Source organism: Paraburkholderia sp. SG-MS1 (assembly GCF_012275575.1).
In the GTDB taxonomy this organism is placed as follows: domain Bacteria; phylum Pseudomonadota; class Gammaproteobacteria; order Burkholderiales; family Burkholderiaceae; genus Paraburkholderia.
Map to the genome: position 1 here is coordinate 51,954 of NZ_NPIH01000005.1, position 24,426 is coordinate 76,379.

Annotated in this window: 20 protein-coding genes and 1 pseudogene; 10 read left to right on the forward strand and 11 right to left on the reverse strand. The window is 60.2% G+C overall.

Annotation, left to right across the window (positions count from 1 at the left end; translation table 11 throughout):
* Positions 1-404 precede the first annotated feature (404 nt).
* Complete coding sequence (locus CIC12_RS00465; RefSeq protein WP_168661151.1) at positions 405-1,070, forward strand: response regulator; 666 nt, start codon at positions 405-407, stop codon at positions 1,068-1,070.
* Complete coding sequence (locus CIC12_RS00470; RefSeq protein WP_446727884.1) at positions 1,067-4,381, forward strand: ATP-binding protein; 3,315 nt, start codon at positions 1,067-1,069, stop codon at positions 4,379-4,381. The genes CIC12_RS00465 and CIC12_RS00470 overlap by 4 nt, the downstream gene beginning before the upstream one ends.
* On the opposite strand, the gene CIC12_RS00475 is transcribed toward CIC12_RS00470, so the two are convergent.
* Both CIC12_RS00475 and CIC12_RS00480 read right to left on the reverse strand, forming a co-directional pair.
* Complete coding sequence (locus tag CIC12_RS00475; RefSeq protein ID WP_168661155.1) at positions 4,382-4,549, reverse strand: hypothetical protein; 168 nt, start codon at positions 4,547-4,549, stop codon at positions 4,382-4,384. It abuts the gene before it with no gap.
* A gap of 1,019 nt (positions 4,550-5,568) precedes the next feature.
* Positions 5,569-6,531: an EAL domain-containing protein gene (locus CIC12_RS00480; protein ID WP_168661157.1), complete on the reverse strand. Its 963-nt coding sequence runs from the start codon at positions 6,529-6,531 to the stop codon at positions 5,569-5,571.
* A gap of 1,361 nt (positions 6,532-7,892) precedes the next feature.
* Here CIC12_RS00480 and CIC12_RS00485 point away from each other — a divergent pair.
* Both CIC12_RS00485 and CIC12_RS00490 read left to right on the forward strand, forming a co-directional pair.
* A complete protein-coding gene (locus CIC12_RS00485; RefSeq protein ID WP_238812264.1) occupies positions 7,893-10,646 on the forward strand; it encodes a LuxR C-terminal-related transcriptional regulator in 2,754 nt (917 codons plus the stop codon).
* A gap of 137 nt (positions 10,647-10,783) precedes the next feature.
* Positions 10,784-10,941: pseudogene (locus tag CIC12_RS00490) on the forward strand (IS5/IS1182 family transposase); the annotation flags it as partial.
* Between the two features lie 355 nt (positions 10,942-11,296).
* On the opposite strand, the gene rng reads toward CIC12_RS00490, so the two are convergent.
* The 9 genes from rng to upp form a co-directional block, all read right to left on the reverse strand.
* Entirely contained in the window at positions 11,297-12,766 is a 1,470-nt protein-coding gene (gene rng / locus CIC12_RS00495) for a ribonuclease G (protein ID WP_168661161.1), read from the reverse strand.
* A gap of 9 nt (positions 12,767-12,775) precedes the next feature.
* Positions 12,776-13,405 carry a Maf family protein gene (locus tag CIC12_RS00500; protein WP_168661163.1) on the reverse strand — a complete coding sequence of 210 codons (630 nt, stop codon included), beginning with the start codon at positions 13,403-13,405 and terminating at the stop codon, positions 12,776-12,778.
* 253 nt (positions 13,406-13,658) lie between these two features.
* A complete protein-coding gene (rlmH, locus tag CIC12_RS00505; protein WP_168661165.1) occupies positions 13,659-14,129 on the reverse strand; it encodes a 23S rRNA (pseudouridine(1915)-N(3))-methyltransferase RlmH in 471 nt (156 codons plus the stop codon).
* A gap of 65 nt (positions 14,130-14,194) precedes the next feature.
* Complete coding sequence (gene rsfS, locus CIC12_RS00510) at positions 14,195-14,653, reverse strand: ribosome silencing factor (protein WP_168661167.1); 459 nt, start codon at positions 14,651-14,653, stop codon at positions 14,195-14,197.
* A 4-nt stretch (positions 14,654-14,657) separates the two neighbouring features.
* On the reverse strand, positions 14,658-15,374 hold the full coding sequence (locus tag CIC12_RS00515) for a nicotinate-nucleotide adenylyltransferase (RefSeq protein WP_174771846.1): 717 nt from the start codon (positions 15,372-15,374) through the stop codon (positions 14,658-14,660).
* A 52-nt stretch (positions 15,375-15,426) separates the two neighbouring features.
* Positions 15,427-16,350, reverse strand: a complete 924-nt coding sequence (gene hemF / locus CIC12_RS00520) for an oxygen-dependent coproporphyrinogen oxidase (protein ID WP_168661169.1) — start codon at positions 16,348-16,350, stop codon at positions 15,427-15,429.
* 238 nt (positions 16,351-16,588) lie between these two features.
* Positions 16,589-17,887 (reverse strand): phosphoribosylamine--glycine ligase, encoded by a 1,299-nt coding sequence (gene purD, locus CIC12_RS00525; protein ID WP_168661171.1) that lies wholly within the window; start codon positions 17,885-17,887, stop codon positions 16,589-16,591.
* A 295-nt stretch (positions 17,888-18,182) separates the two neighbouring features.
* Positions 18,183-18,911, reverse strand: coding sequence for a YebC/PmpR family DNA-binding transcriptional regulator (locus tag CIC12_RS00530; RefSeq protein ID WP_121316992.1), 729 nt, complete (start codon positions 18,909-18,911; stop codon positions 18,183-18,185).
* Positions 18,912-19,505: 594 nt separating this feature from the next.
* Positions 19,506-20,156 (reverse strand): uracil phosphoribosyltransferase, encoded by a 651-nt coding sequence (gene upp, locus CIC12_RS00535; protein WP_042327532.1) that lies wholly within the window; start codon positions 20,154-20,156, stop codon positions 19,506-19,508.
* A gap of 261 nt (positions 20,157-20,417) precedes the next feature.
* Between upp and CIC12_RS00540 the strand changes: the two genes are divergently transcribed.
* The 6 genes from CIC12_RS00540 to CIC12_RS00565 form a co-directional block, all read left to right on the forward strand.
* Entirely contained in the window at positions 20,418-21,197 is a 780-nt protein-coding gene (locus tag CIC12_RS00540) for an SDR family oxidoreductase (protein WP_168661173.1), read from the forward strand.
* A 94-nt stretch (positions 21,198-21,291) separates the two neighbouring features.
* On the forward strand, positions 21,292-21,681 hold the full coding sequence (locus tag CIC12_RS00545; RefSeq protein WP_121316999.1) for a methylglyoxal synthase: 390 nt from the start codon (positions 21,292-21,294) through the stop codon (positions 21,679-21,681).
* Between the two features lie 74 nt (positions 21,682-21,755).
* Entirely contained in the window at positions 21,756-22,730 is a 975-nt protein-coding gene (locus CIC12_RS00550; protein WP_168661175.1) for a quinone oxidoreductase family protein, read from the forward strand.
* A gap of 192 nt (positions 22,731-22,922) precedes the next feature.
* Complete coding sequence (locus CIC12_RS00555; protein WP_042327528.1) at positions 22,923-23,036, forward strand: hypothetical protein; 114 nt, start codon at positions 22,923-22,925, stop codon at positions 23,034-23,036.
* Positions 23,033-23,125 (forward strand): K(+)-transporting ATPase subunit F, encoded by a 93-nt coding sequence (gene kdpF / locus CIC12_RS00560; RefSeq protein WP_042327527.1) that lies wholly within the window; start codon positions 23,033-23,035, stop codon positions 23,123-23,125. Before CIC12_RS00555 ends, kdpF begins: the two co-directional genes overlap by 4 nt.
* On the forward strand, positions 23,122-24,426 hold a 1,305-nt coding region (locus CIC12_RS00565; RefSeq protein WP_168661177.1), incomplete at its 3' end, for a potassium-transporting ATPase subunit KdpA. The genes kdpF and CIC12_RS00565, both read left to right, overlap by 4 nt.

The following is a 24,426-nucleotide window of genomic DNA, read 5'->3' on the forward strand; positions in this document are numbered from 1 at the left end:
CATGTTCGTCAGCGCGTTGGCAACCATAGTCGGCGTGAAATGATGGCCGACGTGTCGAATGTCAAGATAGACCGTCTACCGCACCTGTCGGATTGTCTCGTCCCCGCCGAAATGCTTCTCCATGCATGTCCAGGTGAAGCGCTTGATCCGATAGCTGGCATGTCGCGAGATGAGCCCTGCGATTTCACAGCCGCCGGAACGTTCATTGTTGCGCGCGACTTGCGGTGTCTCCTTGCAGGCGGTAATCGCTCGTGAAGTCGCTCTCGTCGCAGGCACGAGCCGCTCCGCGGAGTTGTCGAAGGGGGGAAATTCGACGGTATGCTTGGTACGTTCTGGCGGAATACTGTGGTGAAGAACATCGATCCGATGAAATCTATTGCTTTCCCAATCGGGATGTCATCCTTATGAACTCTACGCGCATTGTCCACGTTGTGGTGGCGGACGATCATGCGGTCGTTCGCAGGGCCGTTGCCCAAACAATCGACGCGATTCCCGGCTTCAAAATCGCCGCGATCGTTAAATCAGGAACTGAGCTACTGGAAATACTCACGGCAGTCGAGTGCGATTTGATCGTTACCGATTTCTCGATGCAGAGGGGAACGGCCGACGAAGACGGACTTCGCCTTATCGCACGACTCAGGCGGAATTACCCTTCTACGCCGATCATTGTTTTTACAATGCTCACTAACGGCGGAGTATTGCAAAAGCTTTGCAAGATGGGCGTCGCGGGCATCGTGGGTAAGGACGAGGAATCGGCAGTAATCGAGCAGGCTTGCGTCATGCTGCGTTCGGATTCGAATGCACGCACATTTCTATCTCCAGGCATTACCCGGTGGCTCGTTCAGGATGGCAATACCGAGGAAGGATTTATCAGCGCTCCGGACCTCTCCCCGAAGGAACTCGAGGTCGTCCGCCTGTTTGGTATGGGGCTGTCTGTCACGCAGATCGCTCAACAGCTCAATCGCACCGCGACCACCGTGGCAACGCAAAAGCGCTCGGCTATGCGCAAGTTACATGTGGAGACTAACGCCGATCTGGTGAAGTATGCTCAAGAGCAGGGACTGACCTGATGCCACTGATGTCCAGGAGTGCATGGGATCCTGCTCTACACGCCTTCCATTCGATAGAAAGAAATCTAAAGCGGGAGCGGCGCGTTTTTTCGATGGTGATCATCCTGTTGATTATCGGCGCGTTCGTCGCAGCTGTCGTGACGATTGCAGGGCGACTGGCTGATTCGCTCGACCGGGAGGAAAGGGCTACGCGGCTAGCCATACAGAACCTCGCCCACGAGTTGCAGGAACGAAACAACCTGCTCACGACGGTCAGTGTGATCATCGAACTCCGGGCAAGCGGTGTTCTCCTGCCTGAGCCCCCCCGCCACGCCGACGACAACTGTGTCGCTGGCGTTCCCGTACAAGGGCCGCGGTCGATCCTTATGTCGAGTTGCGCCTCGGCAGCGCAGCTTTTGCTGGCGACAGGTTCGCGCCTCGATTTCGAGTTGATCCTCACGGACGGGCATGGAATATACGGGCACGCTTTTCCACCGCAGCCACCACATGCCCACAACTTGACATCGAAGGGACGAGCCCGGGAAGTGGTCAACGCGGTCCTTGAAAAATATCGTTCCCTTGGGCTTGATCCGCTCACGGCTGCGCGTGAAAAACGCATCGTCTGGTTGCGGTCGCCCAGAACCACGGAAAGCGATATGTCGCCAATGATTGGGGCCTCTCTTGTCCTCAAGGAGGGGGCACTTTACGCCATTGTGGTGACGACGCTAGATCTGAAAGACGTGCTTCAACCTGGCACAGGCGACACTTCAATTTCCGATCCGGTCGTAGTGACGAATGGCGGGACGGTAGCAATCGGGCACGTTACGCCGGAACAGGCGGAAGAGATAGACGCAAGGACTGGCGCGAGCACGCTTCAGTATGGCCGCTTCCATTGGGTTCCCAGCTATGGCTGGGTGATGCGACGGCCAGCGCTCATGCTTGGTTTCGGGCATATCCTTCGCATTGTGCCGTTGCGCCAACAGATCGTCGAGATGCGGTGCGGACTTATCCTGGTGCTGTCCGCCACAGTAGCGCTGGTGATTCTCCTGCTTGCCATGTTCCGTTACTGGAACTATCAATTTTTGACACGGACCTATGCGGAGGCGGCGCGCGCGCTTGAAAGCGAATTGCTCAACCACCTTCTGGTGCATGCCACGCCTGTAGGTTTGTGCATCGTCCGCAAGGACGGCTCGGAAATTGTGCTGGCAAACAAGATCGCTCGTGATGTACTGAGAATCGCGAACACGAATATGAAACTGCCTGCGGCATTGAGCCGGGAATTTCAGAAACAGGGCATCGATAACACCTCTTTCTCGCTGGCAGAAGGCGCGAAGATCTTCCAGTTTTCATTCCCTATCGAGAGGGAGGGGCTTAATAGCTTGCACTTGGAGATTACCTACGCACCCGCGATCCTCAACCGCGAAGATGTCCTGTTTTGCGCAATCGCCGATACGACTCAACATGTTCTCGCCGAACAGGCGCTTCGTGAAGCCAAGCGAACCACAGAAGTCGCCGCGAAAGCAAAAGTGAGTTTTTTTGCTTCCATGAGCCATGAGATTCGCACACCGCTCGCATCGCTCGTCGGTAACATCGAACTGCTCAAGCTCGGACCGCTTGTGCCAGAGCAGGAGGCGCGTGTGCACGCCATGCAGATCTCCGCTGCTGGGCTGTTGCACGTCGTGAACGATGTACTGGACTTTTCAAAAATTGACGTCGGGGAACTCAAACTTAACGAAGTGTGGGGATCTGTGACAGATCTCATAGGTCGCATTGTCCTTTCACACGCGCACCTTGCCGTCAAGGAAGGCTTGAAATTTTATGTTGTTCTGGATCGAGCTGTGCCATCGAGATTACTTTTTGATCCAATACGTGTATCGCAGATTGTGACAAATCTGTTGAGCAACGCGTTCAAGTTTACGCAGTCCGGCAAAATCGTAGTTCGGGTGCAGTGGATTGATTCGTCGCTGGCGATCAGCGTTGTCGACTCAGGAATCGGCATACCGGACGATCTGAAAACGCAACTATTCCAGCCCTTTATGCAGGGGGATAGCAATCGCCTTGGTCAGGCGAGAGGAACCGGACTCGGCCTGTCCATTACGGCAAGGCTCTGCGAGTTGATGGGAGGGTTCGTCATGCTGGAAAGCACTGTGGGAGTGGGAACCCGCGTCTCGGTTACACTTCCGCTTCGTTCGGCGGACGGCACGCCAGACGGAGCGGACTGGACTTTGCAGAACCACAACCCAGCTATTCTTTGCCATGCTAATGAATATAGGGAGTGGCTGACCAATCTGTTTGACCCGGAGGCGGCCACGGTGACTGTTTTTACAGATACCCGTCACGCGGTTAATCATGGTCGCTATGACTATCTGCTTGTCGCAGATGAGTTTGACCCGGCAGATGTCATTCGCTGGTGGGGAAATCCGGCTAGTATCGTGTGGGTGGGGCAAGATGGTCCTCTCGTGCCGATTTCAAGCGACAACGGCGGCGTGGCAGTTTCAGTCTACAGCCTGCCGGGAATCAGGACTGCCACGCAGATGCTCGAGTCCGCTGTCCTTGATCGGACGCACACAAAAAGAACAAAGGACGCAGGACCTGCCAGACGTCATTTCGAAAAATTGACCGTGCTGATTGCAGAAGATAACTTGTTAAATCGCGGTTTGCTACGTGACCAGCTTAGCACCCTGGGTGCAAACGTCATCGAGGCCGTCAATGGCAGCGAGGCGCTGTCGATGCTTTCGAAACGGTCGGTGGATATCGTGCTGACTGATATCGATATGCCAGTCCTGAACGGGTTTCAGTTGATTGATGCAGTTCGCAACAAAAACCTCTCACTGCCGATTTATGCCGTCAGCGCGAGCGCTCATCCGGACGACATCGCTGAAGGCAGGGCGCGGGGATTCTCCGACTACCTCACCAAGCCGGTATCCCTGTCGATATTGACGAAGGTTCTCGATGCCGCGGCAGATCGTGATAGTCGCGATGCCTTAACGGACGCCAAGGCGGTCGTACCCAGATTACCGGCTGTGCCGACCGATTACTCGGCGGCGTTTGTCGAGCAGACAAATTTGGATGTCGCGAGACTGGATTCCGTAGTCAAGATGCAAAGTGTCGAGCAGCTTCGAAGATGGGCGCACGGCGTGGCGGGGGGGCTGTCGGTGCTCGGACCGTCGCAGGTTCTCCAGCGTTGTCAGGAGCTGCGCGCTACTATTTCCGGGGCAGAGATGTGGACTGCCGAAATTGAGCGGCAAGCGTTGACGATTGCGTGTGCTCTCGTAGAAATGCGATCTTCAGGCGAGCGTTACTGCAGGCCAAGCATATTACCGTGCCGGTGATCAGATTTCCGCTACCGCCGGCGCCTGATGATGTTCGGACGATTCGTACCGCTGGTTGTGATGGGCGATTCGCTCATAAAGGGGCGATGCGATCCAAGTGGCAAAGTTAAAACTGCTTTTACTGAACGGCGCGGGTGACGCCACCATGATGAACATCGGCCGGTTCATATGCCGAACCTACGCGGATCTCTATGCGGTCAATGGGTGCCTGTGCGACGATCTGTGATAATCGACTTTGCCGCGGAACTGGCGCCATGAGAGTGGCGCTCGTTGTAATACTCGAACGCGGGCGCGAACTGGGTAAATGGTGTCAACCCGATGTCAGAGCAAAGAGTCGTGCTTTCTCCGACGTGCGGACCGAGGGCACTTCGTTGGGGTCCGGCCGGTAATCAGTTCCATGATCATTGCAGTAGGCTGCCAATCGAACTGCAGTCATCGGCTGTACGAAATACGACTTCACTCGCCTTCCAGGTCTGAAAGACGGGCAATTGCTCAATCGTCCACAAGCGTGATGTCGGTATCGCCCTTAGTCGGACTCTGTGCATCGGCTCATTGAGCGCGGAGTCGTCAAACAGACCTTGCGGCCCTGTACGTTGCGCGGTTTAAGTGACATCCCTCTCGCGTCACATGACTTGGCAGGAATGAGCTGAGGATGCTACCCGGCACAACGATCAGCGGATCCGCTTCAACCCAAGAGGTCTGCAATGGGATATGCGCACGTAGGTCACCCGTCATTGAGTGACGAGTCACGAGTTGATGACCGCGCGCGACGCCGCGGCCAAAATACGTCTGCGCGTCAAATTGAGTATGTGTTGCCAGATACTATGGTACAGCGAGATTCGTCGCCGCATGACACGCAAATCCAGTTTTCTCTTTTATATCGAATTTATCTGAAATGATCTCGTCAGTCGATGTAAGAAAAAGTTGTCATAGAGATCGTTTTCGACTCGATCGGGGCTGCAGGAAATTCAACCGGCACACCGTCTGGCATCGTGTCGGATGATCGACGGCATCCAATTGGCCACCTGCGATCAGTCACTACACTGAACTATCTATGCCTATCGCGGCGGTGCTTCAACTTACCGTTTGAAATCTACGCCCGGCAAGACCGAAAAGTTGGGTCGCGATAAGGTCATGCAGATATGAAGACCAGTTTTGAGCGGCCGCGATGGTCGCCGTGGCCAGAGCTATCGTAAGCTCATTGCGAGGCCGTGGCCCGCGACAAGATCATCGATCTGCGCAGCATGAACTGGCATGCAAATATAGGAACCTTGGCAATCAACGTTTGACATGTTCTTTGTCCAGGTGAGCTGTGCTTCGTTCTCGATACCGTCGATAACGATCTGTTTCCCAAGGCGTTGCCCAATTCGAACAAGGACTTCCAGGACGTTCGTTGCCTCTGAACTTTCGGGGATGCCGTTGATCAATGATCGGTCAATTTTTAGAACATCGACTGCCAGCCGATGCAAGATAGATGGCGACCAGCCTCCAGCTCCGAAGTCGCCAATCGCAACCCGAACGCCCGTATCACGTATTGAATCGACGGCAGCCAAAAGCACATCAAGTGGCCCGGACTCCGAGGATTCCGTGAGCTGAATTTGCAGTTTTGCCGTGTCAACTGCATGAGAAGCGAGCAGCGCGATCAACTTTCGTGGCAAATCCTCTCGTGTTAATTCCTGGGGCGAAAGACTGATGACGAGCGACAGCGTAGTGTATTTGCATGCAGCCCAGTCAGAGAGCGTCTCTGCAGCCTTTTCCAAAATGAAATCTGTAAAACGGCCCGACAGACCGGAGTTTTCTGCGTCTCTGATGAACGATGTAGGTGTCAAGATACCGTGGATGGGATGACGCCAGCGTAACGAGGCCTCAAAACCAGACAGTCTCTCCTCTGGCACTCGCAGTTTCGGCTGGAAAACCAGCATGAATTCGTTTCTTTCCAATCCGCGCTCAAGCTGATCGACTATGTTGAGCTGATCGATATCCGCAGTACGATCCGTTAGCGTCCCCGGAGGGACGGAATCTTGTACTTTGACACAAGCAGTCGAGGAGTGACCCAAGAAACCCAACCTGGAATCGCTAATCAGCGCGGAGGACGTTTGCAAGTCACCGAGCAACTGCTCATAAGAGATCTTTTCGTTCGTTTCCTGCATTTGCGTAGCCCCCATCCGGTCAAAATACCTTGAAGCAAGGTTAAACCAGCCTGTCGGTCATTGGAGCAATTGACCGGGTCCTTCGCCTTATGCCTGCTGCGGCAGGCCCAACTTCATTCTCGCAAAGCAATGTCACATTAACATCACCCCGTTGACAGGATCGCGCGGCAGTCAAATAGGTCAGACTGTCGGCCCTCATCCGTGCCTCCATAGTCGACTTGTGATTGTGGAAGGAACCAAAAAACCGAACGGAATCGTTGATGATGAACTATCAAACGGACGAAAGTGGACTAATTTTAAAAGCTTCGCACTCGCGAATGGTCTTGAAAAATGATACGCAGTCTCTCAGAGTGCATTGTGAATTATTGACACATGTCCACACTCATTGGCCTCGGCCGCGTAAATTTGGACGGTCGGATAAATGGAATTATCGAGGCCTGAGATGGCGGTGGATCCTATGCACGCATTGCCTGCAGCTCAGCCGGTATGAATGGTCGGTGTCGCGCGTCTATTGGTTACCACCGAGCGTAGCTGGTAAGTGAAGCGGACACATTGCTGATGCGCGGATTCACGAACTGATTGTCAGCATCTCGGTCTCTCGGAGCGCGGGTACTGGCGCAATTGGCGCATCGAAAACGACATGAGATTGGCCGTCGGCGCAAGCATATGCGATTGAAGTTAGCGCTCGGTGTCAGAGCGAATACGAGTCGTAAGAGCCTACGGTTTTTTGTATATGTGTTCCTTCGTTCGTGCGGTGCTGACTGGCGGAAAAACGATCTACGCGCGCGGGACGATGCCCTGAAGGAATGCTCGGCCCTGCGGGAAACATCAACCGCTTGAAACCGTTCCTTGCCGACGTTGCTCTGAAAGCGCGAATGCGGTGCGACAGCCCGTGTCGTCCAGAAGAAATGCTGCTTTGCTTGACGGGTGCGAAAGCTGGGCTTGCTCTGCGGATTCGTCGCCAGAACCTCTCGCGGTGACGCTGGTCCGTGAGGGGAGTCGGTCGCCGGGGGATGATCACGACAAACCTCCTTCGTCTGAGATGTCGCGTCATGGCAACCGCGCGGGGGTAAGGGTGTGATTGAAGGAGATTTCGGCATTTTAATCGACTACGATAGTGAGTACCTCGAGTAGTAGCGTTTTCGCCGATCGTTATCCCGATAAGCGTATCCCAAAAATCGACGGATTGTTACTTCACTCGTGCTTTATTACAAAAATACGAGGCCGCTGCGTAAACGGGTTTTGCACTCGCATAAAAAAATCCCGAGGGAAGCGATTGAAGTTTCCCACGGCCAGCCGATGGAAAAGGAGAGAGATATTTTATGGGCGCATGTTCAGCCGGTACTGGTCGCGAATGGGACATGTCGTTGATCCAGACTAAAATGATCCCCCCACGCCTTCCGTCAGGCTATGTGCGGCGTCTTGCGTTGCTCAGTCAGCTTGATGAGAGACGGTCGCGCAGCGTGACCGTCGTGACCGCACCAGCGGGTTTCGGCAAGACGACATTGCTCGCTGAATGGCGAGAAGGGGCGTGGAAAAAAAAGCATCCTGTTGCATGGCTGAGCCTCGACGAAGAAGACGACGATCCTCAGCAGTTCGGCGCATATCTGGTAGCTGCATTCTCCAGAACGTCCGAGAGCATCGCCCAGCAGGCGCAGCAACTCCTGGATAACGATGCGGCCACTCCTATCAGGACAGTCATCTCGGTACTTCTGAACGGGATTGCTGCGTACGGCCGGAGCGTTTTCCTTGTGCTGGATGACGTCGACCGCCTGACCACGGGGTCTGTACTTGCCATTGTCTCCCGGCTGTTGCGTTATGCGCCCGAAAACATGCATGTGTTATTGGGCGCGCGCGGTGAGCCAAGCTTGACACTTGGTCAACTCAGAACACCCGAGAAACTAATGCGTATCGGTGTCGACGATCTCCGATTTTCGACGGATGATGCGCGGGCGTTTTTCGCTCAGGCGGCCACGGTGCCGCTTGACCAAAGCAGCATCGAACTACTGAACCAGGCGACAGAAGGGTGGGTGACGGGCCTGCAACTGGTTTCCCTTGCAGTAGGGCAGATCGGTGACGCAGCTAAGATCGCCAATAATCTGGCAGGATCCTGTTCTGGAATCGACCACTACCTGAACGATACGGTGCTCGCGCATTTGCCGCCGGTGATGCTTAAGTTCTTGCTATACACGTCGATTCTTGAACGACTCACTGCGCCCGTGTGCGACGCCATCATGGGCGGCGAGGGCGGAAGCGGAGAAAAGCTTGAATGGCTCGAACGGCATAGCGTCTTTATTCAGCCACTGGATCAGACACGGAACTGGTACCGCTGTCACGTGCTGCTGTCCGATGCGCTTCGACGGCGCCTTGTTCATCAGATGCCGCAGAAGGTTTCCGTGCTGCATCAACGCGCGTGCCAATGGTTTGCGGGTGCACGTCTCTGGCCCCAGGCAGTCACACACGCTTTGGCTGCGGGCGAATTCGAGCAGGCGGCACAGTGGGTCGAGAACTGTGCAATGGAGATGTTGGAACGCGGTGATCCGTACACGTTACTAGACTGGATTGACAAACTTCCACCGGATGTTCTCCAGCGACGACTACGTTTGCGCCTCGCGAAAGCGTGGGCGCTCGCATTGTCGCTTCAAACGACGCGCGCTATGAGGGAAATTGACGCTGTTGTCGAGGAACTCAGTCGTGGGCATCGCGATGACGGCGACATGAAGGCCGAAGCTGCGGGTGCGGAGATTAGCGCAATCCGTGCACTGATCGCCAGCAATAACGACGATAGCGAGCGTGCGCTTGAACTCGTGCATGCCGCAGAGGCCTCAACGGCACCCTCGGCACAATGGGTAAAGTGTCAGGTACAGGCTGCGCAAGTCTTTGGTTTGATGTATAGGGGTGAATTCGGCCAAATACGTCGCCTATGGAATGTCGCTAACGACCGGGTGGAATATCGTCAAGGATCGACCTACTCGGATATGTTTCTAGACGCTATGTACGGTCTTGCCGCCCTTTTACATGGCGAGCTGACTGAAGCACGGCAGATTTTTGAGGAGACGTTTGAGCGCGCCGAAAATGTTCTGGGCGCGTCATCGACCGGCGCAACGTGGCTAGCGGGTTGCCTGGCATCGATTTACTATGAGTGCAACGATCTCCCGCAAGCAAGGAAGATAGTGGCGGGTCGCGCGACCCTCGCATTGGATGCGGCGCCGCTAGGCGCGCTGGTGCAACATACGCTTTCTGTGTCACGGCTGATGTGCCGCAGCGGAGAGACAGATTCCGCATTGGCAGTTCTTGAAGGCAGTCGGCAGGTAGCGATCACCCGACGATTGCCACGACTCAGGGTGGCGTGCGATGCTGAAATTGTGAAATTGCTTCTGAACGAGGGTAACGTTGTGCAGGCCAGGCAGATCGCGAGAGAACTTAGCCTGAGCTTGCCAAAGATGTGGGAAGGGCGAACGGGGGCCGCCTTGGAAACCTGGACAAGCTACTGCCTCGTGCGGGCGAGGGTGCTCATTGCGGAGAATCTTGCTGACAGGGCTGTCATTTTTCTTACGCTTCTGGTCGATAAGCTGGGTGCTATGGGTTGGCGCTGTTCCGAGGCTATCGTTTCCTTGCTGCTTTCCCGTGCGTTCGAGCAATGTAACGCCTCCGACGATGCGCTTGCTGCACTCGACCATGCACTGCAGGTTGGCGAAGCGACTGGCATGATTAACAGCTTCGTAGATGAAGGGCCGCCGATGCGCGCACTGCTGCAGCGGTTTCGTCGATCCTTAGGGAGTGTCTCGACTTCACAAATGGCATACGTCGACAGATTGCTGGCAGCTTTCGATGATCTCGACAATGTGCCACCTGCGTCTGCGGAACCCGTTCAGGCGGTGACGACATCGCCGGATGTTCTCAGTGCAAGAGAACTCGAAATAGTCCGCTACGTAGCTCGCGGTCTTTCGAACAAGGAAATCGGTCGATCACTGAAACTTGCGCCCGAGACAGTCAAGTGGCATTTGAAGAACATTTTCGAAAAACTCAACGTAGGTTCACGGATCGAAGCGGTGCAGAGCGTTCTTGGATCTCGGGGTTGGAGAACCCCGTGCGACCATTTAGCGGGCCGTTGAAATACTCGCGGAAGCTGTCCTCGTCGGCGGAGGGTAAGCGTTGAACGGACGTCGTCAATGTTGGAGAGATGGGACTGACGCGTGAGCCAGATGGTTTTACCGACTCGATGTTCACCGTGCTGAAGCTGGACGATTTCTTGCGGAAGGACGGCGCAGTGCGGGGCCACTGGACATTCAGCTGGAACGGCGAGCGGCTGTCCGAACATGACGTAATAGTGTTGCTGTTCAATGAGACAGTCGAAGCCGCGTGTGAGCGCGACATCTTTCCGGGGAACACTTCAGCGTCGACGGCAGCAAGGGCACGGGTAAAGGAGCTTCAAGCAAACAAAAAGCCGACCATCGCGGGTCGGCTTTCTCTTGCCGGTGTGCGCCAGCTGTCCGTTTGTGCTGCTCAGTGTGCTGCTATTCGGACTCAGCCCTGACCGAGTATCAGTGACCCAAAGCGACTATAAGCGTGGACCGCAACGAAGTGCTAAAGATTGCTCCTGAGATAGATTTCTCAATCGCATTGAGAGCAACGGAAGTAAAGCCGTTTCTAGTGACGCTTCAGAAGCACGCTTCGTCTGTGGGACGATCATGACGCGCCAGGAAGCACCCACCGAAAAACGTTGCACGCATTTCCGGACAAACTTAAAAGAGCGTCCTTCAGGCTACATCAGAACGATATCGTACTGTTCCTGACTCAAATTCGACTCCACCTGCAACGACACTGGCTTGCCAATGAAATCAATCAACATCGCCAGATGCTGCGACTCTTCTTCAAGAAACAGATCAATCACCTGCTGCGACGCCACCACACGAAACTCGCGCGGATTAAACTGCCGCGACTCGCGCAGAATCTCGCGCAGCACGTCATAGCAAACCGTTCGCGGCGTCTTGACTTGCCCCTTACCCTGACAAACCGGGCACGGCTCGCACAGCACGTGCGCCAAAGACTCGCGCGTACGCTTTCTCGTCATCTCTACCAGTCCGAGTTGCGAGAAGCCATTCACCGTCACTCGCGTCCGATCGCGCGACAACGCCTTCTTCAACTCACCGAGCACCTGGTCGCGATGCTCGACGTTTTCCATATCGATGAAATCGATGATGATCACGCCGCCCAGATTGCGCAGCCGCAATTGCCGTGCGATCGTGTGCGCGGCCTCGAGGTTGGTCTTGAAGATCGTATCGTCGAAGTTTCGCGCACCGACGTAACCGCCGGTGTTCACGTCGATGGTGGTCATCGCTTCGGTCTGGTCGATCACGAGATAACCGCCCGACTTCAGATCGACGCGGCGCGACAACGCGCGCTGAATCTCGGCTTCGATGTTGTAGAGATCGAAGAGCGGCCGCTCGCCGGTGTAGTGATGCAGTTTCGATGAAACCGCCGGCGTGAACTCCGCCGCGAAATCGGCGAGCATCTGATGCGTCTCGCGCGAGTCGACCTGAATGCGCGACGTTTCATCGTTGACGAAATCGCGCAGCACGCGTTGCGCGAGATTCAGATCCTGGTACAGCAGGCTGGTCGGCGGCATGCGCTGACCTTGCGAAATGATCGTCGCCCAGGTCTTGCGCAGATACGCGACGTCGCCGGCCAGTTCTTCGCTCGTCGCATCTTCGGCAATCGTGCGCACGATGTAGCCGCCTTTCTCATCGGCGGGCAGCACGGCGGTCAGACGCGCGCGCACCGCTTCGCGCTCGGCCTCGCTCTCGATCTTCTGCGAGATGCCGATATGCGGTTCCTGCGGCAGATACACGAGCGTGCGCCCGGCAATGCTCACTTGCGTGGAGAGCCGCGCGCCCTTGGTGCCGATCGGGTCCTTCACGACCTGCACCATCAGCGTCTGGCCTTCGAAGACGATCTTTTCGATCGGCTGATGCGGCGCCTGATGTTGCGGCTCGCCTGCAATGCGCGGGTGCCAGATATCGGCTACGTGCAGAAACGCGGCACGTTCGAGACCGATGTCGATGAAGGCGGATTGCATGCCCGGCAACACGCGGACGACCTTGCCGAGATAGACATTCCCGACGCGTCCGCGCGACAGCGTTCGTTCGACGTGAAGTTCCTGGACGGCGCCTTGCTGGACGAGTGCGACTCGCGTTTCCTGCGGCGTGACATTGATCAGGATTTCTTCATTCATGATGTTATTTTAGAAGTCGATGCGCGCTGCACGCAGGAGGGCAGCGGTTTCAAAAAGCGGCAAACCCATGATACCTGAATAGGACCCGTCGATATGTTCGATGAACTCCGCGGCGCGTCCCTGCACGCCATAGGCGCCGGCTTTGCCGAGCGGCTCGCCGCTCGCCGCATAACGGCGGATCGCGTCTGCGTGCACTGCAGCAAAGCGTACCTCCGACACCGATAGTGCCGCGGGCAGCAACGCGCCCTCGGCGTCGATCACGGCAACGGCGGTCAGCACTTCATGCGCGCGGCCCGCGAGACGCGTGAGCATCGCGACGGCATCGTCGGCATCGACGGGTTTGCCGAGAATCGCATCGTCGATCGTGACCGTGGTATCCGCCACGAGGATCGGCCGCGCCGCATGGCCGCCGGCCACGAGCCGCGCACGCGCGGCGTGTGCCTTGGCAATGCACACGCGCTGTACGTAGTCGTGCGCGGATTCGCCGGGCAACTCGGCTTCGAGCGCTTCGGCATCTTCATCGGGGCGCGGCAGCAGCAGTTCAAAACGCACGCCGAGCTGTTGCAGCAACTCCTGGCGGCGTGGGCTTTGCGATGCGAGGTAGACGAGCGGATGCAGCGTAGCGGCGGGCGTGGGCATGAACGGTCTCGATGAAGCGGATTGCTGGGAATGTGTGAGAAACGGGAGATGATCGTGCGAAGGGCGCGCAGGGCGGGCGTCGATCGGTTGCATCGATCACGCATCCCGGCACGCTAGTCGACGCAAACGATGCGCCATGTACGTCAACCGACGCGGATAACCAGGACGGCAACGAAGACCTGCAACGGGCCCAGCAACATGCCCTCGACGGCAACGCGCCAAACCCGCGCGCCCGCTCGGCCGCCGAGTCCGCTCACACGCGGTGATAGGGGTGATTTTGCGTGATGGTCCACGCGCGGTAAAGCTGTTCGGCGAGCAGCACGCGCACCATCGCGTGCGGCAAGGTCAGGCTCGACACGCGCAACAGCATATCGGCGCGCGCCTTCAGATCGGGATCGAGCCCGTCGGCACCGCCGATCAGAAAGGCCACGTCGCGGCCGTCCCGCTGCCAGGCCGGCAGGGCATTGGCCAATTGCATCGTAGTCCAGTCCTTGCCGCGTTCGTCGAGCGCGATGATGCGCGCGTTCTTCGGCAACGCGGCTTCGATCTTCTGCCGCTCGGCGGCCATCACGCTTTCCGCGGACCGTCCGGACGAACGCTGCTCGGGCTTGATCTCGCGCAGTTCGATGCGCAGCTCGGGCGGCATGCGCTTCGCGTATTCGTCGAAGCCGGTGGCGATCCAGTCCGGCATCTTGTGGCCGACGGCGAGGATGTGCAGTTTCATCAGCGAGGCAATGAACGGAGGTATCGCGAACGGAGGTCTACAAGTTGCCAGCCAGCACAGCCGGCTTACTTGCGACGAGCCGCGCTCTTGCGCGCGGGCTTCTTGACGGCCGCCGTGTCTTCGTCTTCTTCGTCCTCGTCGTCGGGTTCGCTCGAACGCGCGCCGCCGAACGGATCGGGCGTGGACAGCTTGATGCGCACCGGCTTGTCACCCCAGATCTCCTCGAGGTTGTAGTACTGGCGCAGCGCCGGTTGCAGGATGTGGACGATCGCGTCGCCGCAATCGACCAGCACCCATTCGCCGATGTCCTCGCCCTCGGTGCTGACGATGTCGCCGCCGGCTTCCTTCACGCTCTCGCGCACGCTCGACGCGAGCGCCTTGGTTTGCCGGTTCGAGGTGCCGCTTGCGACGATCACGCGATCGAACAGCGCGGTCAGGTGGCTGGTGTTGAACACCTTGATGTCTTGCGCCTTGACGTCTTCGAGAGCGTCGACGATCACGCGTTGCAGTTTGCGAATATCCATGGGGTTACCGGTGGTACAGATGATGTTGAAGAATATAGTCCCACACCGCGGTGGGGACATGGCTCGCGGCCTCGCCTTGCTGTTCGCCGCCCGCGAGGGCGAGCCGCTGGCTCACCTGTTCGCGCAGATGCGCGCGAATGTCGGTGGCCGAGACGTTGAACGCAAGCGTCGTATCGATCAGCAAGTGGCCGCAGGGCGTGGCTTGCAGAACGTCGGCGCGGGCACGGCGCGCGTCGATTTCCTGAGCGACCGCCGGTGGAATCGACGCGAGGTCGAAACCGGGCCGGGTGGCCGCGCAAATATGCGCGAACTCGAACAGGCGCCGCCAGTCGCGCCATGTGTCGAGATGCACGAGTTGATCCGCGCCGATCAGAAGCGCAATCGATGCGTCCTCACCTTCGCGTTCACGCCAGCGTTGCAGCGTGTCGATCGTATAGGTCGGGCCGTCGTGATCGATTTCGTCGGTCGCGACGCGTACCCTCACGCCCGGCAGCGCCAGCGTGCCGGCGGCCGCGCGCGTCATTGCGAGCCGGTGCACGGCCGGTGACACGTCTGCTTTCTGCCATGGCTGGCCGGCCGGCAGCAGCACCAGCTCGGTCAGTCGCAGCACCTCGGCGAAACGCCGCGCGAGCGCGAGGTGGCCGTCGTGGATCGGATCGAAAGTGCCGCCTAGCAGACCGATCCGGCGAGGCAGGGCAACAGGATGAGCGTTCGGCTTCAGGTGAAGGTCCTTTGTCGTGGCCGCGTGGAAGGCGCGGTGCGCGCAGTGCGCGTCACACCCACTCGCGCGGCACGAGAAAATCGCTGTAAAGACGCGCTTCCGGCGTGCCCGGTTCGGGATGCCAGTTGTAGCGCCAGTTCACCACAGGCGGCATCGACATCAGGATCGATTCCGTGCGTCCGCCGCTCTGCAGTCCAAACAGTGTGCCACGGTCGAAGACCAGATTGAACTCGACGTAGCGGCCGCGCCGGTACGCCTGGAATTCGCGCTCGGCTTCGCCGTACGGAATGTTGCGGCGCTTTTCGATGATCGGCAGGTAGGCTTTGAGGAACGCATCGCCGACGCTCCTCACCATCGCGAACGATTGATCGAAGCCCGGCGCCGAGAAATCGTCGAAGAAAATCCCGCCGATGCCGCGCGCTTCGTTGCGATGTTTCAGGAAGAAATACTCGTCGCACCAGCGCTTGAAACTCGGGTAAAGGTCCGCGCCATAAGGCTGCAGCGCATCACGGCAGGTGCGATGGAAATGCCGCGCGTCTTCCTCGTAGCCATAGTACGGCGTCAGATCCATGCCGCCGCCGAACCAGAAGACCGGCTCTTCGCCGGCCTTGGTTGCGATCAGCAGGCGCACGTTCATGTGCACCGTCGGGCAGTGCGGATTGTGCGGGTGCAGCACGAGCGATACACCCATCGCTTCGAAGCCGCGCCCGGCCAGTTGCGGACGCGCCGCGCTGGCCGAACCCGGCAACGCGTCGCCCGCGACGTCCGAGAAACCGATGCCGGCCCGTTCGAAGAACTTGCCGCCTTCGAGAATCCGCGTATAGCCGCCGCCGCGCAGCTTTTCGCCCGGGCCACGCTGCCATGCGTCGGTCGCGAACGGCGTGCCATCGAACGCGCCGAGCGTGTCAGCGATATGCGTTTGCAGGCCTTGCAGCCAGTTGCGCACGGCCTGTGTGTCGTAGCTCGAATCAGTCATGAATGCGGATGCTGGGGGCGGCACGCTCGTCGTACCGCGGGTTCTTCGGGGAAGGCGACGGCCGGGCCTGCGTCAGGGAGAGAAACCTGCGAAGGCGCGGCGTACGGTGTTTCGCGTCGGGCGGTGGGCTTTCGCCTCGCCCGGCCCACCGGCTGCGGTGGGCACGGAAAACCCGCTGGGGTCGCGCCCGCAGTGTAGCGCCGTTGGCGCCGCTCGCGGGCGAGCGGGGTGGAGGCTTTTAATGCTTGCCCTCGGTCCGCGCGTCCTGCTTGCGGTTCAGCGCACGGTAGCCGATGTCGCGGCGATACTGCATGCCGTCGAACGAGATCTGGTTGATCGTGTCGTATGCGACCGATTGCGCGGTGCGCACCGAGTCCGCCAGACCGACCACGCACAGTACCCGGCCGCCCGAGGTCGTCAGCTTGCCGTCGGCGAGCGTGGTGCCGGCGTGGAAGGTAACCGAATCCGAGGTTTCCGCGGGGATGTCGTTGATACGGTCTCCCTTCCTCGGCGTGTCCGGATAATTGTGCGCGGCGATCACCACGCCCAGCGCGGTGCGGCGGTCCCATTCGAGTTCGACCGTATCCAGCGTGCCGGCGATCGCCTGCTCGACCACCTTCGAATAGTCGCCCTTCAGACGCGCCATGATCGGCTGCGTTTCGGGGTCGCCCATGCGGCAGTTGAATTCGAGCGTCTTCGGGTTGCCTTGCGCGTCGATCATCAGACCGGCGTACAGGAAGCCGGTGTAGCGGATGCCTTCCTTCTCCATGCCGCGCACGGTCGGCAGGATGATTTCGCGCATCACGCGGGCATGCAGTTGCGGCGTGACGATCGGCGCGGGCGAGTACGCGCCCATGCCGCCAGTGTTCGGACCCTGGTCGGCGTCGAGCAGACGCTTGTGATCCTGGCTCGACGCGAGCGGCAGCACGTGCTTGCCGTCGACCATCACGATGAAGCTCGCTTCCTCGCCGGCGAGGAATTCCTCGATCACGACGCGCGCGCCAGCATCGCCGAGCTTGTTGTCGGACAGCATCATGTCCACTGCGGCGTGCGCTTCTTCCAGCGTCTGCGCGACCACCACGCCCTTGCCGGCGGCGAGGCCGTCGGCCTTGATGACGATCGGCGCGCCCTTGGCGTCCAGATACGCATGCGCGGCGGCGGCGTCGGCGAAGGTTTCGTATTCGGCGGTCGGAATCGCGTGGCGTTTCATGAACGCTTTCGCGAAGTCCTTCGAGCTTTCGAGCTGGGCGGCCTCTTTGGTCGGCCCGAAAATCTTCAGACCGCGCGAGCGGAACAGGTTGACGATGCCCGCCGCCAGTGGCGCTTCCGGCCCGACCAGCGTAAAGGCGATCTGTTCCTGTTCGACGAAATCGGCGAGCGCGGTTGGCTCGGTGATGTCGATGTTGCGCAGACGCTCGTCCTGCGCGGTGCCGCCGTTGCCCGGCGCGACGTAGACGAGCTGAACCCGCGGCGATTGCGCGAGCTTCCATGCGAGTGCATGTTCGCGACCGCCGGAACCGACGACGAGTAACTTCATGTGAATCCCCGAGACTTAAAAACCATAAACGGCTGAAGCGGAAAGCTCAGCCGTGCAATAAACAGCGAGATTCGCGCCGGGTCGGCCTGCGCCGGCCAGAAAGCCGGTGAACCGAACCCGGGACGAACCCGAGTGACGATGGCCTGGCGCGCGCGCAACGCTGCACCCGTGTTCAAAACGCCCGTTCAGCGGCAAAAACAGCAATAAGCGGCAACGCGAGGGCCAGCCGGCAGCGCGGCGCCGGGTTCGGGTTCGATCGAGACGAACCCGCGCACCGCGCGCTGCCGGAGCACGCTCATTCGTCGGCGATTGCGGCGTTTGTATAGACTTCCTGCACGTCGTCCAGATTTTCCAGTGCGTCGAGCAGCTTCTGCATTTTCACGGCGTCGTCGCCGGTGAATTCGACTTCCGTCTGAGGCTTCATCGTGACTTCGGCCAACTCTGCCTTGAAGCCCGCGGCTTCGAGCGCGGTCTTCACCTTCGGGAAATCGTTCGGCGGGCACAGCACTTCGATACTGCCGTCTTCGTTCGTGACGACGTCGTCGGCGCCGGCTTCGAGCGCGGCTTCCATCAGCTTGTCTTCCGGCGTGCCCGGCGCGAACAGGAACTGGCCGACATGATCGAACATGAACGACACCGAGCCGTCCGTACCCATGTTGCCGCCATTCTTCGAGAACGCGTGACGCACTTCCGCAACCGTGCGGGTGCGATTGTCGGTCATCGTGTCGACGATCACCGCCGCGCCGCCGATGCCGTAGCCTTCGTAGCGGATTTCCTCGTAGCTCGCACCGTCGACGCCGCCCACGCCGCGCTGGATCGCGCGGTTGACGTTGTCCTTCGGCATGTTGGCGTCGTACGCCTTTTCGACGGCGAGCCGCAGACGCGGGTTCGAGTCGATGTCGCCGCCGCCCATGCGCGCCGCGACCTGGATTTCCTTGATGAGCCGCGTCCAGACCTTGCCGCGCTTGGCATCGGCCGCTGCTTTCTTATGCTTGATGTTGGCCCATTTCGAGTGACCCGCCATACCTTTCTCCGTCGCGCGCGCCAGCGGGGCGCACGCATAGTGCAATTGTCGTTGCGATGTCGGGCGCTTGCGTTGCGCGCGCCTCGATGTCAAAGCGTCTGGTGTGAGACCGCCCGGCGGCTGCCCGTCCGGACTTGCCGCTTATAGCCGACCGTTCCCAGCTAGCCGCCTGTGTCGAACCGTATTCAGCCGGCTCTTGCGCCCGGCCTGGCGGACCAGAGGTGGCTGCGCGGACGAAGCAGGGCGGCTGGCGTGCGGCAAACCCGGCACTAGCCTGGCGAGTGCCGCCTCAAGGCGCGATGCGCGAAGCGGCGATGCAGACGGGGACGCAGGTTGAACCGTTCTTTGAACGGATTCGAATTTTATCACGCCGCAGGGGGGCGGCAGAGGGTGGCGCAGGCAAAAGTAGGCCGCAGGCGCCGTTTTCTGGCGTGCCGTGTCCGCTTCGCGTCATCGGATGCTTTTTCTGAATTGGCGACGGAGATGGACTTTTACTGTGAAGACAAGCGTCAGGTTCCGTTGCCGTCCAAATCACGGCGCGGCTCGAGTTATCCTCGTGGGCGCTGCGCCGCCAGCGGCTTTTTCAACTCGCCCTCAATTCTTCGTGCCGAACAACCGGTCGCCGGCGTCGCCCAGACCCGGCACGATGTACGCGTGCTCGTTCAGGTGCGAATCGAGCGAGGCGACGTACAGCTTGACGTCCGGATGAGCGTCCTGGAACACCTGCACGCCTTCGGGCGCGGCCACCAGCGCGAGAAACATGATGTTTTCGGCGGCCACGTTGCGGCGCTTGAGCACGTCGACCGCGTGCACGGCGGAGTAGCCCGTCGCGACCATCGGATCGCACAGGATGAACACGCGGTCCTCCAGGTCCGGCAGGCGCACCAGATATTCGACCGGGCGGTGATCGTCTGCGCGGTACACGCCGATGTGGCCCACCCGCGCCGACGGCACCAGCTCCAGCAGGCCGTCCGACATCCCGATGCCCGCGCGCAGCACCGGCACGATCGCGAGCTTCTTGCCGGCGATCACCGGCGCGTCGATGTCGACGAGCGGCGTGGTGATACGGCGCGTGGTCATCGGCAGGTTGCGGGTGATTTCGTAGCCCATCAGCAGCGTGATTTCGCGCAGCAGCTCGCGGAACGTGCGCGTCGAGGTGTCCCGGTCGCGCATATGGGACAGCTTGTGCTGGATCAGCGGGTGATCGAGGATGAAAAGATTGGGAAAGCGGCTGTCCTGGGTCATGGCGGGGGCGCAAGCGGCGCAAGAGAAATCAATCGGGGGCGATCGGAGATCGGTTCGGCGCGCCGCCCGCGCCGCGATGCGGCTGGCCGGCGGACGCGCCACGGCGCAAGTTTACCGAAAGAGTGCCGCCCGAAGATACCGGAGATTGCGATCGGCGAGCGCAGCGCCCGGCACAGTCCGGCACTGATTCTTCTAGAATCGGGGGGAACTTTGCAACGCCGGCGCGCCGATGCGCCGGCACAACGTCACGAGGACGCATCCATGGACATGGGAATCGCAGGACGCACCGCGCTGGTTTGCGCGGCCAGCAAGGGTTTGGGGCGCGGTTGCGCGCAAGCGCTCGCCGCCGAGGGCGTCAATCTGACGATCGTCGCGCGCACGGCCGAAACGCTGGAGGCGACCGCAGCCGAGATTCGCAGGCAGAGCGGCGTCGAAGTGAAAACGGTCGCGTGCGACATCACCACGCCCGCAGGCCGGGCTGCCGCGCTCGCCGCCTGTCCGCAGCCCGATATCCTCGTCAACAACGCGGGCGGCCCGCCGCCGGGCGACTTCCGCAATTTCACGCACGAGGACTGGATCCGTGCGCTGGAGAGCAACATGCTCACGCCGATCGAGCTGATCCGCGCGACCATCGACTCGATGAGCGCGCGTGGCTACGGCCGCATCGTCAACATCACGAGTTCGGCGGTGAAGGCGCCGATCGACGTGCTGGGCTTGTCGAACGGCGCGCGTTCGGGGCTCACCGGTTTCGTCGCGGGGCTCGCGCGCAAGGTGGCGCCCACCGGCGTGACGATCAACAACCTGCTGCCGGGCCTGTTCGACACCGACCGCATCGCGGTCACGTTCGAGGCACAGGCCAAGGCGCAAAACATTTCCGTCGACGACGCGCGTAAGCAGCGCATGAAGACCATCCCCGCCGGCCGCTTCGGCAACCGCGACGAATTCGGCCGCGCGTGCGCGTTCCTGTGCAGCGTGCATGCCGGGTACATCACCGGACAGAACTGGCTGATCGACGGCGGCGCGTATCCGGGCACGTTCTGAACGTGTGGCAATGCCGAAGCAGTGGCGCCGGCGTTGCCACCCCGCATCATCACAACAACGACAATCACAACAACGGTTTCAGGAGTCTTACGTCATGACCACCCGCATTGCGCTGATCGCGCACGATCACAAGAAGGACGACATCGTCAAACTGGCCGGTGAATACGTCGATACGCTGCGGCGCTGCGACATCATCGCGACCGGCACGACCGGCGGGCGCATCGCCGACGCGCACGGCCTGACGGTCGAGCGGATGCTGTCGGGCCCGCATGGCGGCGACCTGCAGATCGGTGCGCAACTCGCGGAAGGCCGGGTCGACATGGTGATCTTCCTGCGCGATCCGATGACCCCGCAGCCGCACGAACCGGACATCAACGCACTCGTGCGCGCGTGCGACGTGCATAACATTCCGTGCGCGACCAACATCTCGACCGCGCGCATGGTGCTCGACGTGCTGACCATGCGCCTCACGCAGCAGGTCTGATGGCGCGCGCACGCGCGGTGATCTGAACGACACGCGAACAACGTTTGAATAACACCTGCCCTCAAGGAGACGTGATGGTCAAAGCAATCCGATTCGATAAAATCGGCGGCCCGGAAGTGATGAAATGGGTCGACGTCGAAGTGGGCGAGCCCGGCGCCGGCGAGATTCGCATCCGGCAGACGGCGGTCGGGCTGAATTACATCGACGTGTATTTCCGCACCGGCCTGTATCCGCTGCCATTGCCGGGGGGCCTCGGCATGGAGGCCGCCGGCGAGGTCAGTGCGGTAGGGCCGGGCGTCACGGGTCTGAAAACGGGCGACCGCGTCGCCTACGTGGCGCGCCCGCCTGGCGCCTATACGCAGGAGCGCGTGCTGCCGGCCTCGCAGGTCGTCAAGGTGCCCGACGCGCTGAGCGACGAGCAGGCCGCCTCGGCGATGCTGCAAGGCCTGACCGCGCAATATCTGTTGCGCCGCACGTATCCCGTGAAGGCCGGCGACACGATCCTCATTCAGGCCGCCGCGGGCGGCGTGGGGCTGCTCGCGTGCCAGTGGGCCAAGGCGCTCGGCGCGACGGTGATCGGCACGGTCGGCTCCGATGAAAAAGCGGAGATCGCGAAAGCGCATGGCTGCGATCATGCGATCGTCTACACGCGCGAGAATTTCACGAAGCGCGTGCGCGAGATCACCAACGGCGCGGGCGTGCCGGTGGTGTACGACTCGATCGGCAAGGACACGTTCACGGGCTCGCTCGACTGCCTCGCGCCGCTCGGCATGTTCGTGAGCTTCGGCAATGCGTCGGGGCCCCTTCCGCCGCTCGATTCGTCGGAATTTGCCGGACGCGGCTCGCTGTTCTTCACGCGCCCGACGCTCTTCACCTATATCGCAAAGCGCGCCGATTACGAAGCGATGTCGGCGGAACTGTTCGACGTGCTCACGTCGGGCAAGGTCAAGACGAGCATCAATCAGCGTTACGCGCTGGCGGATGTCGCTCGGGCGCACGCGGACCTCGAAGGACGCCGCACCACGGGCTCGACGGTGCTGCTGCCGTAAGCGCCGGTTATCAGGACGCGGCCGTCTCGACACGGTCCAGCACGGCCCAACCCGCAAGGCCGCTCCATCGCAGGATGGAGCGGCCTTGTCCGTTTACGCGATCTTTATACGCGCACCGTCACCTTTGACCCGTCCTTTACGCGCCAAGGCATACCGTTGCACCTATCCAAAGTCCGTGAGTGGAGAACAAAAATGGATGTGTTGTATGTCGGGGGGCTGGTGCTGTTTGCCGCGCTGACCTTTGCGTTGATCGGCGGCTGCGAGAAGTTGATGCAGTTCCGGCGCGGCCAGGGAGCGCGGTCATGAACTGGATCCTCTGGTTGTCCGGCGCGGCCACCGCGCTGCTGTTTATTTATCTGGTCTATGCGCTGTTGCGCGCGGAGGACATTGAATGAACTCGAACAATGTCCTGCAGGCGGGCCTGTTCATCGTCGTGCTGCTGGCTGCCGCGGTGCCGATGGCCCGTCATCTGGGCGCGGTGATGGACGGCAGCTCGCGCGTGGTCCGCTGGGGCGGTCCACTCGAGCGTTTGCTGTATCGCATCGCGGGCGTCGATCCGTCGACGGAAATGGGCTGGAAACATTACGCGATCGCCACGGTCGCGTTCAACGTGCTCGGCGTGGCTTTCCTTTACGTGCTGTTGCGCGTGCAAGGCTGGCTGCCGGGCAACCCGCAGCAGTTCGGCGCGATGTCGGTCGACAGCGCGTTCAACACGGCGGTGAGTTTCGTGTCCAACACGAACTGGCAGGATTATTCACCTGAACAGACCGTCGGCTATCTGACGCAGATGCTCGGGCTGACCGTGCAGAACTTTCTCTCTGCAGCGACCGGCATCGTGGTCGTGATCGCGCTGATCCGCGGCTTCGCGCGTCATACCGCGCAAACCATCGGCAACTTCTGGGTCGACATTACGCGGGTGACACTGTACGTGTTGCTGCCGATGTCGATGATCGTCGCCGCGCTCCTCATGAGCCAGGGCGTGATCCAGAACTTCAAGGCCTATCAGGACGTGCCGACGCTGCAAACCACCACCTACGCCGCGCCGAAACTCGATGCGCAAGGCAATCCGGTGAAAGACGCGAAAGGCAACCCGGTCACGGTCGATACGCCGGTGAAGACGCAGACCATCGCGATGGGCCCGGTGGCGTCGCAGGAAGCGATCAAGATGCTCGGCACCAACGGTGGCGGTTTCTTCAACGGCAACTCGGCGCATCCGTTCGAAAACCCGACGCCGTTCTCGAACTTCCTGCAGATCTTCTCGATCCTGATCATCCCCGCCGCGCTCGCGCTGGTGTTCGGCCGCGTGATCGGCGACCGCAAGCAGGGCGTGGCCGTGCTCGCGGCGATGACGATCGGCTTCGGCGTTTGCGTGTTCGGCGAGATCGGCGCGGAGCAGGGCGGCAACCCGGCGCTCGCGGCGCTGCATATCGACCAGTCGGCAAATGCGTTGCAGTCGGGCGGCAATGCGGAAGGCAAGGAAACGCGCTTCGGCATCGCGCAGTCGGGCATCTTCACGGTCGCGACCACGGCGGCGTCGTGCGGCGCGGTCGCCAACACGCATGACTCGCTGACGCCGATCGGCGGCCTCTATCCGATGCTGCTGATGCAGCTCGGCGAAGTGATCTTCGGCGGCGTGGGCTCCGGCATGTACGGGATGCTCGTGTTCGCGATGCTGGCCGTGTTCGTCGCTGGCCTC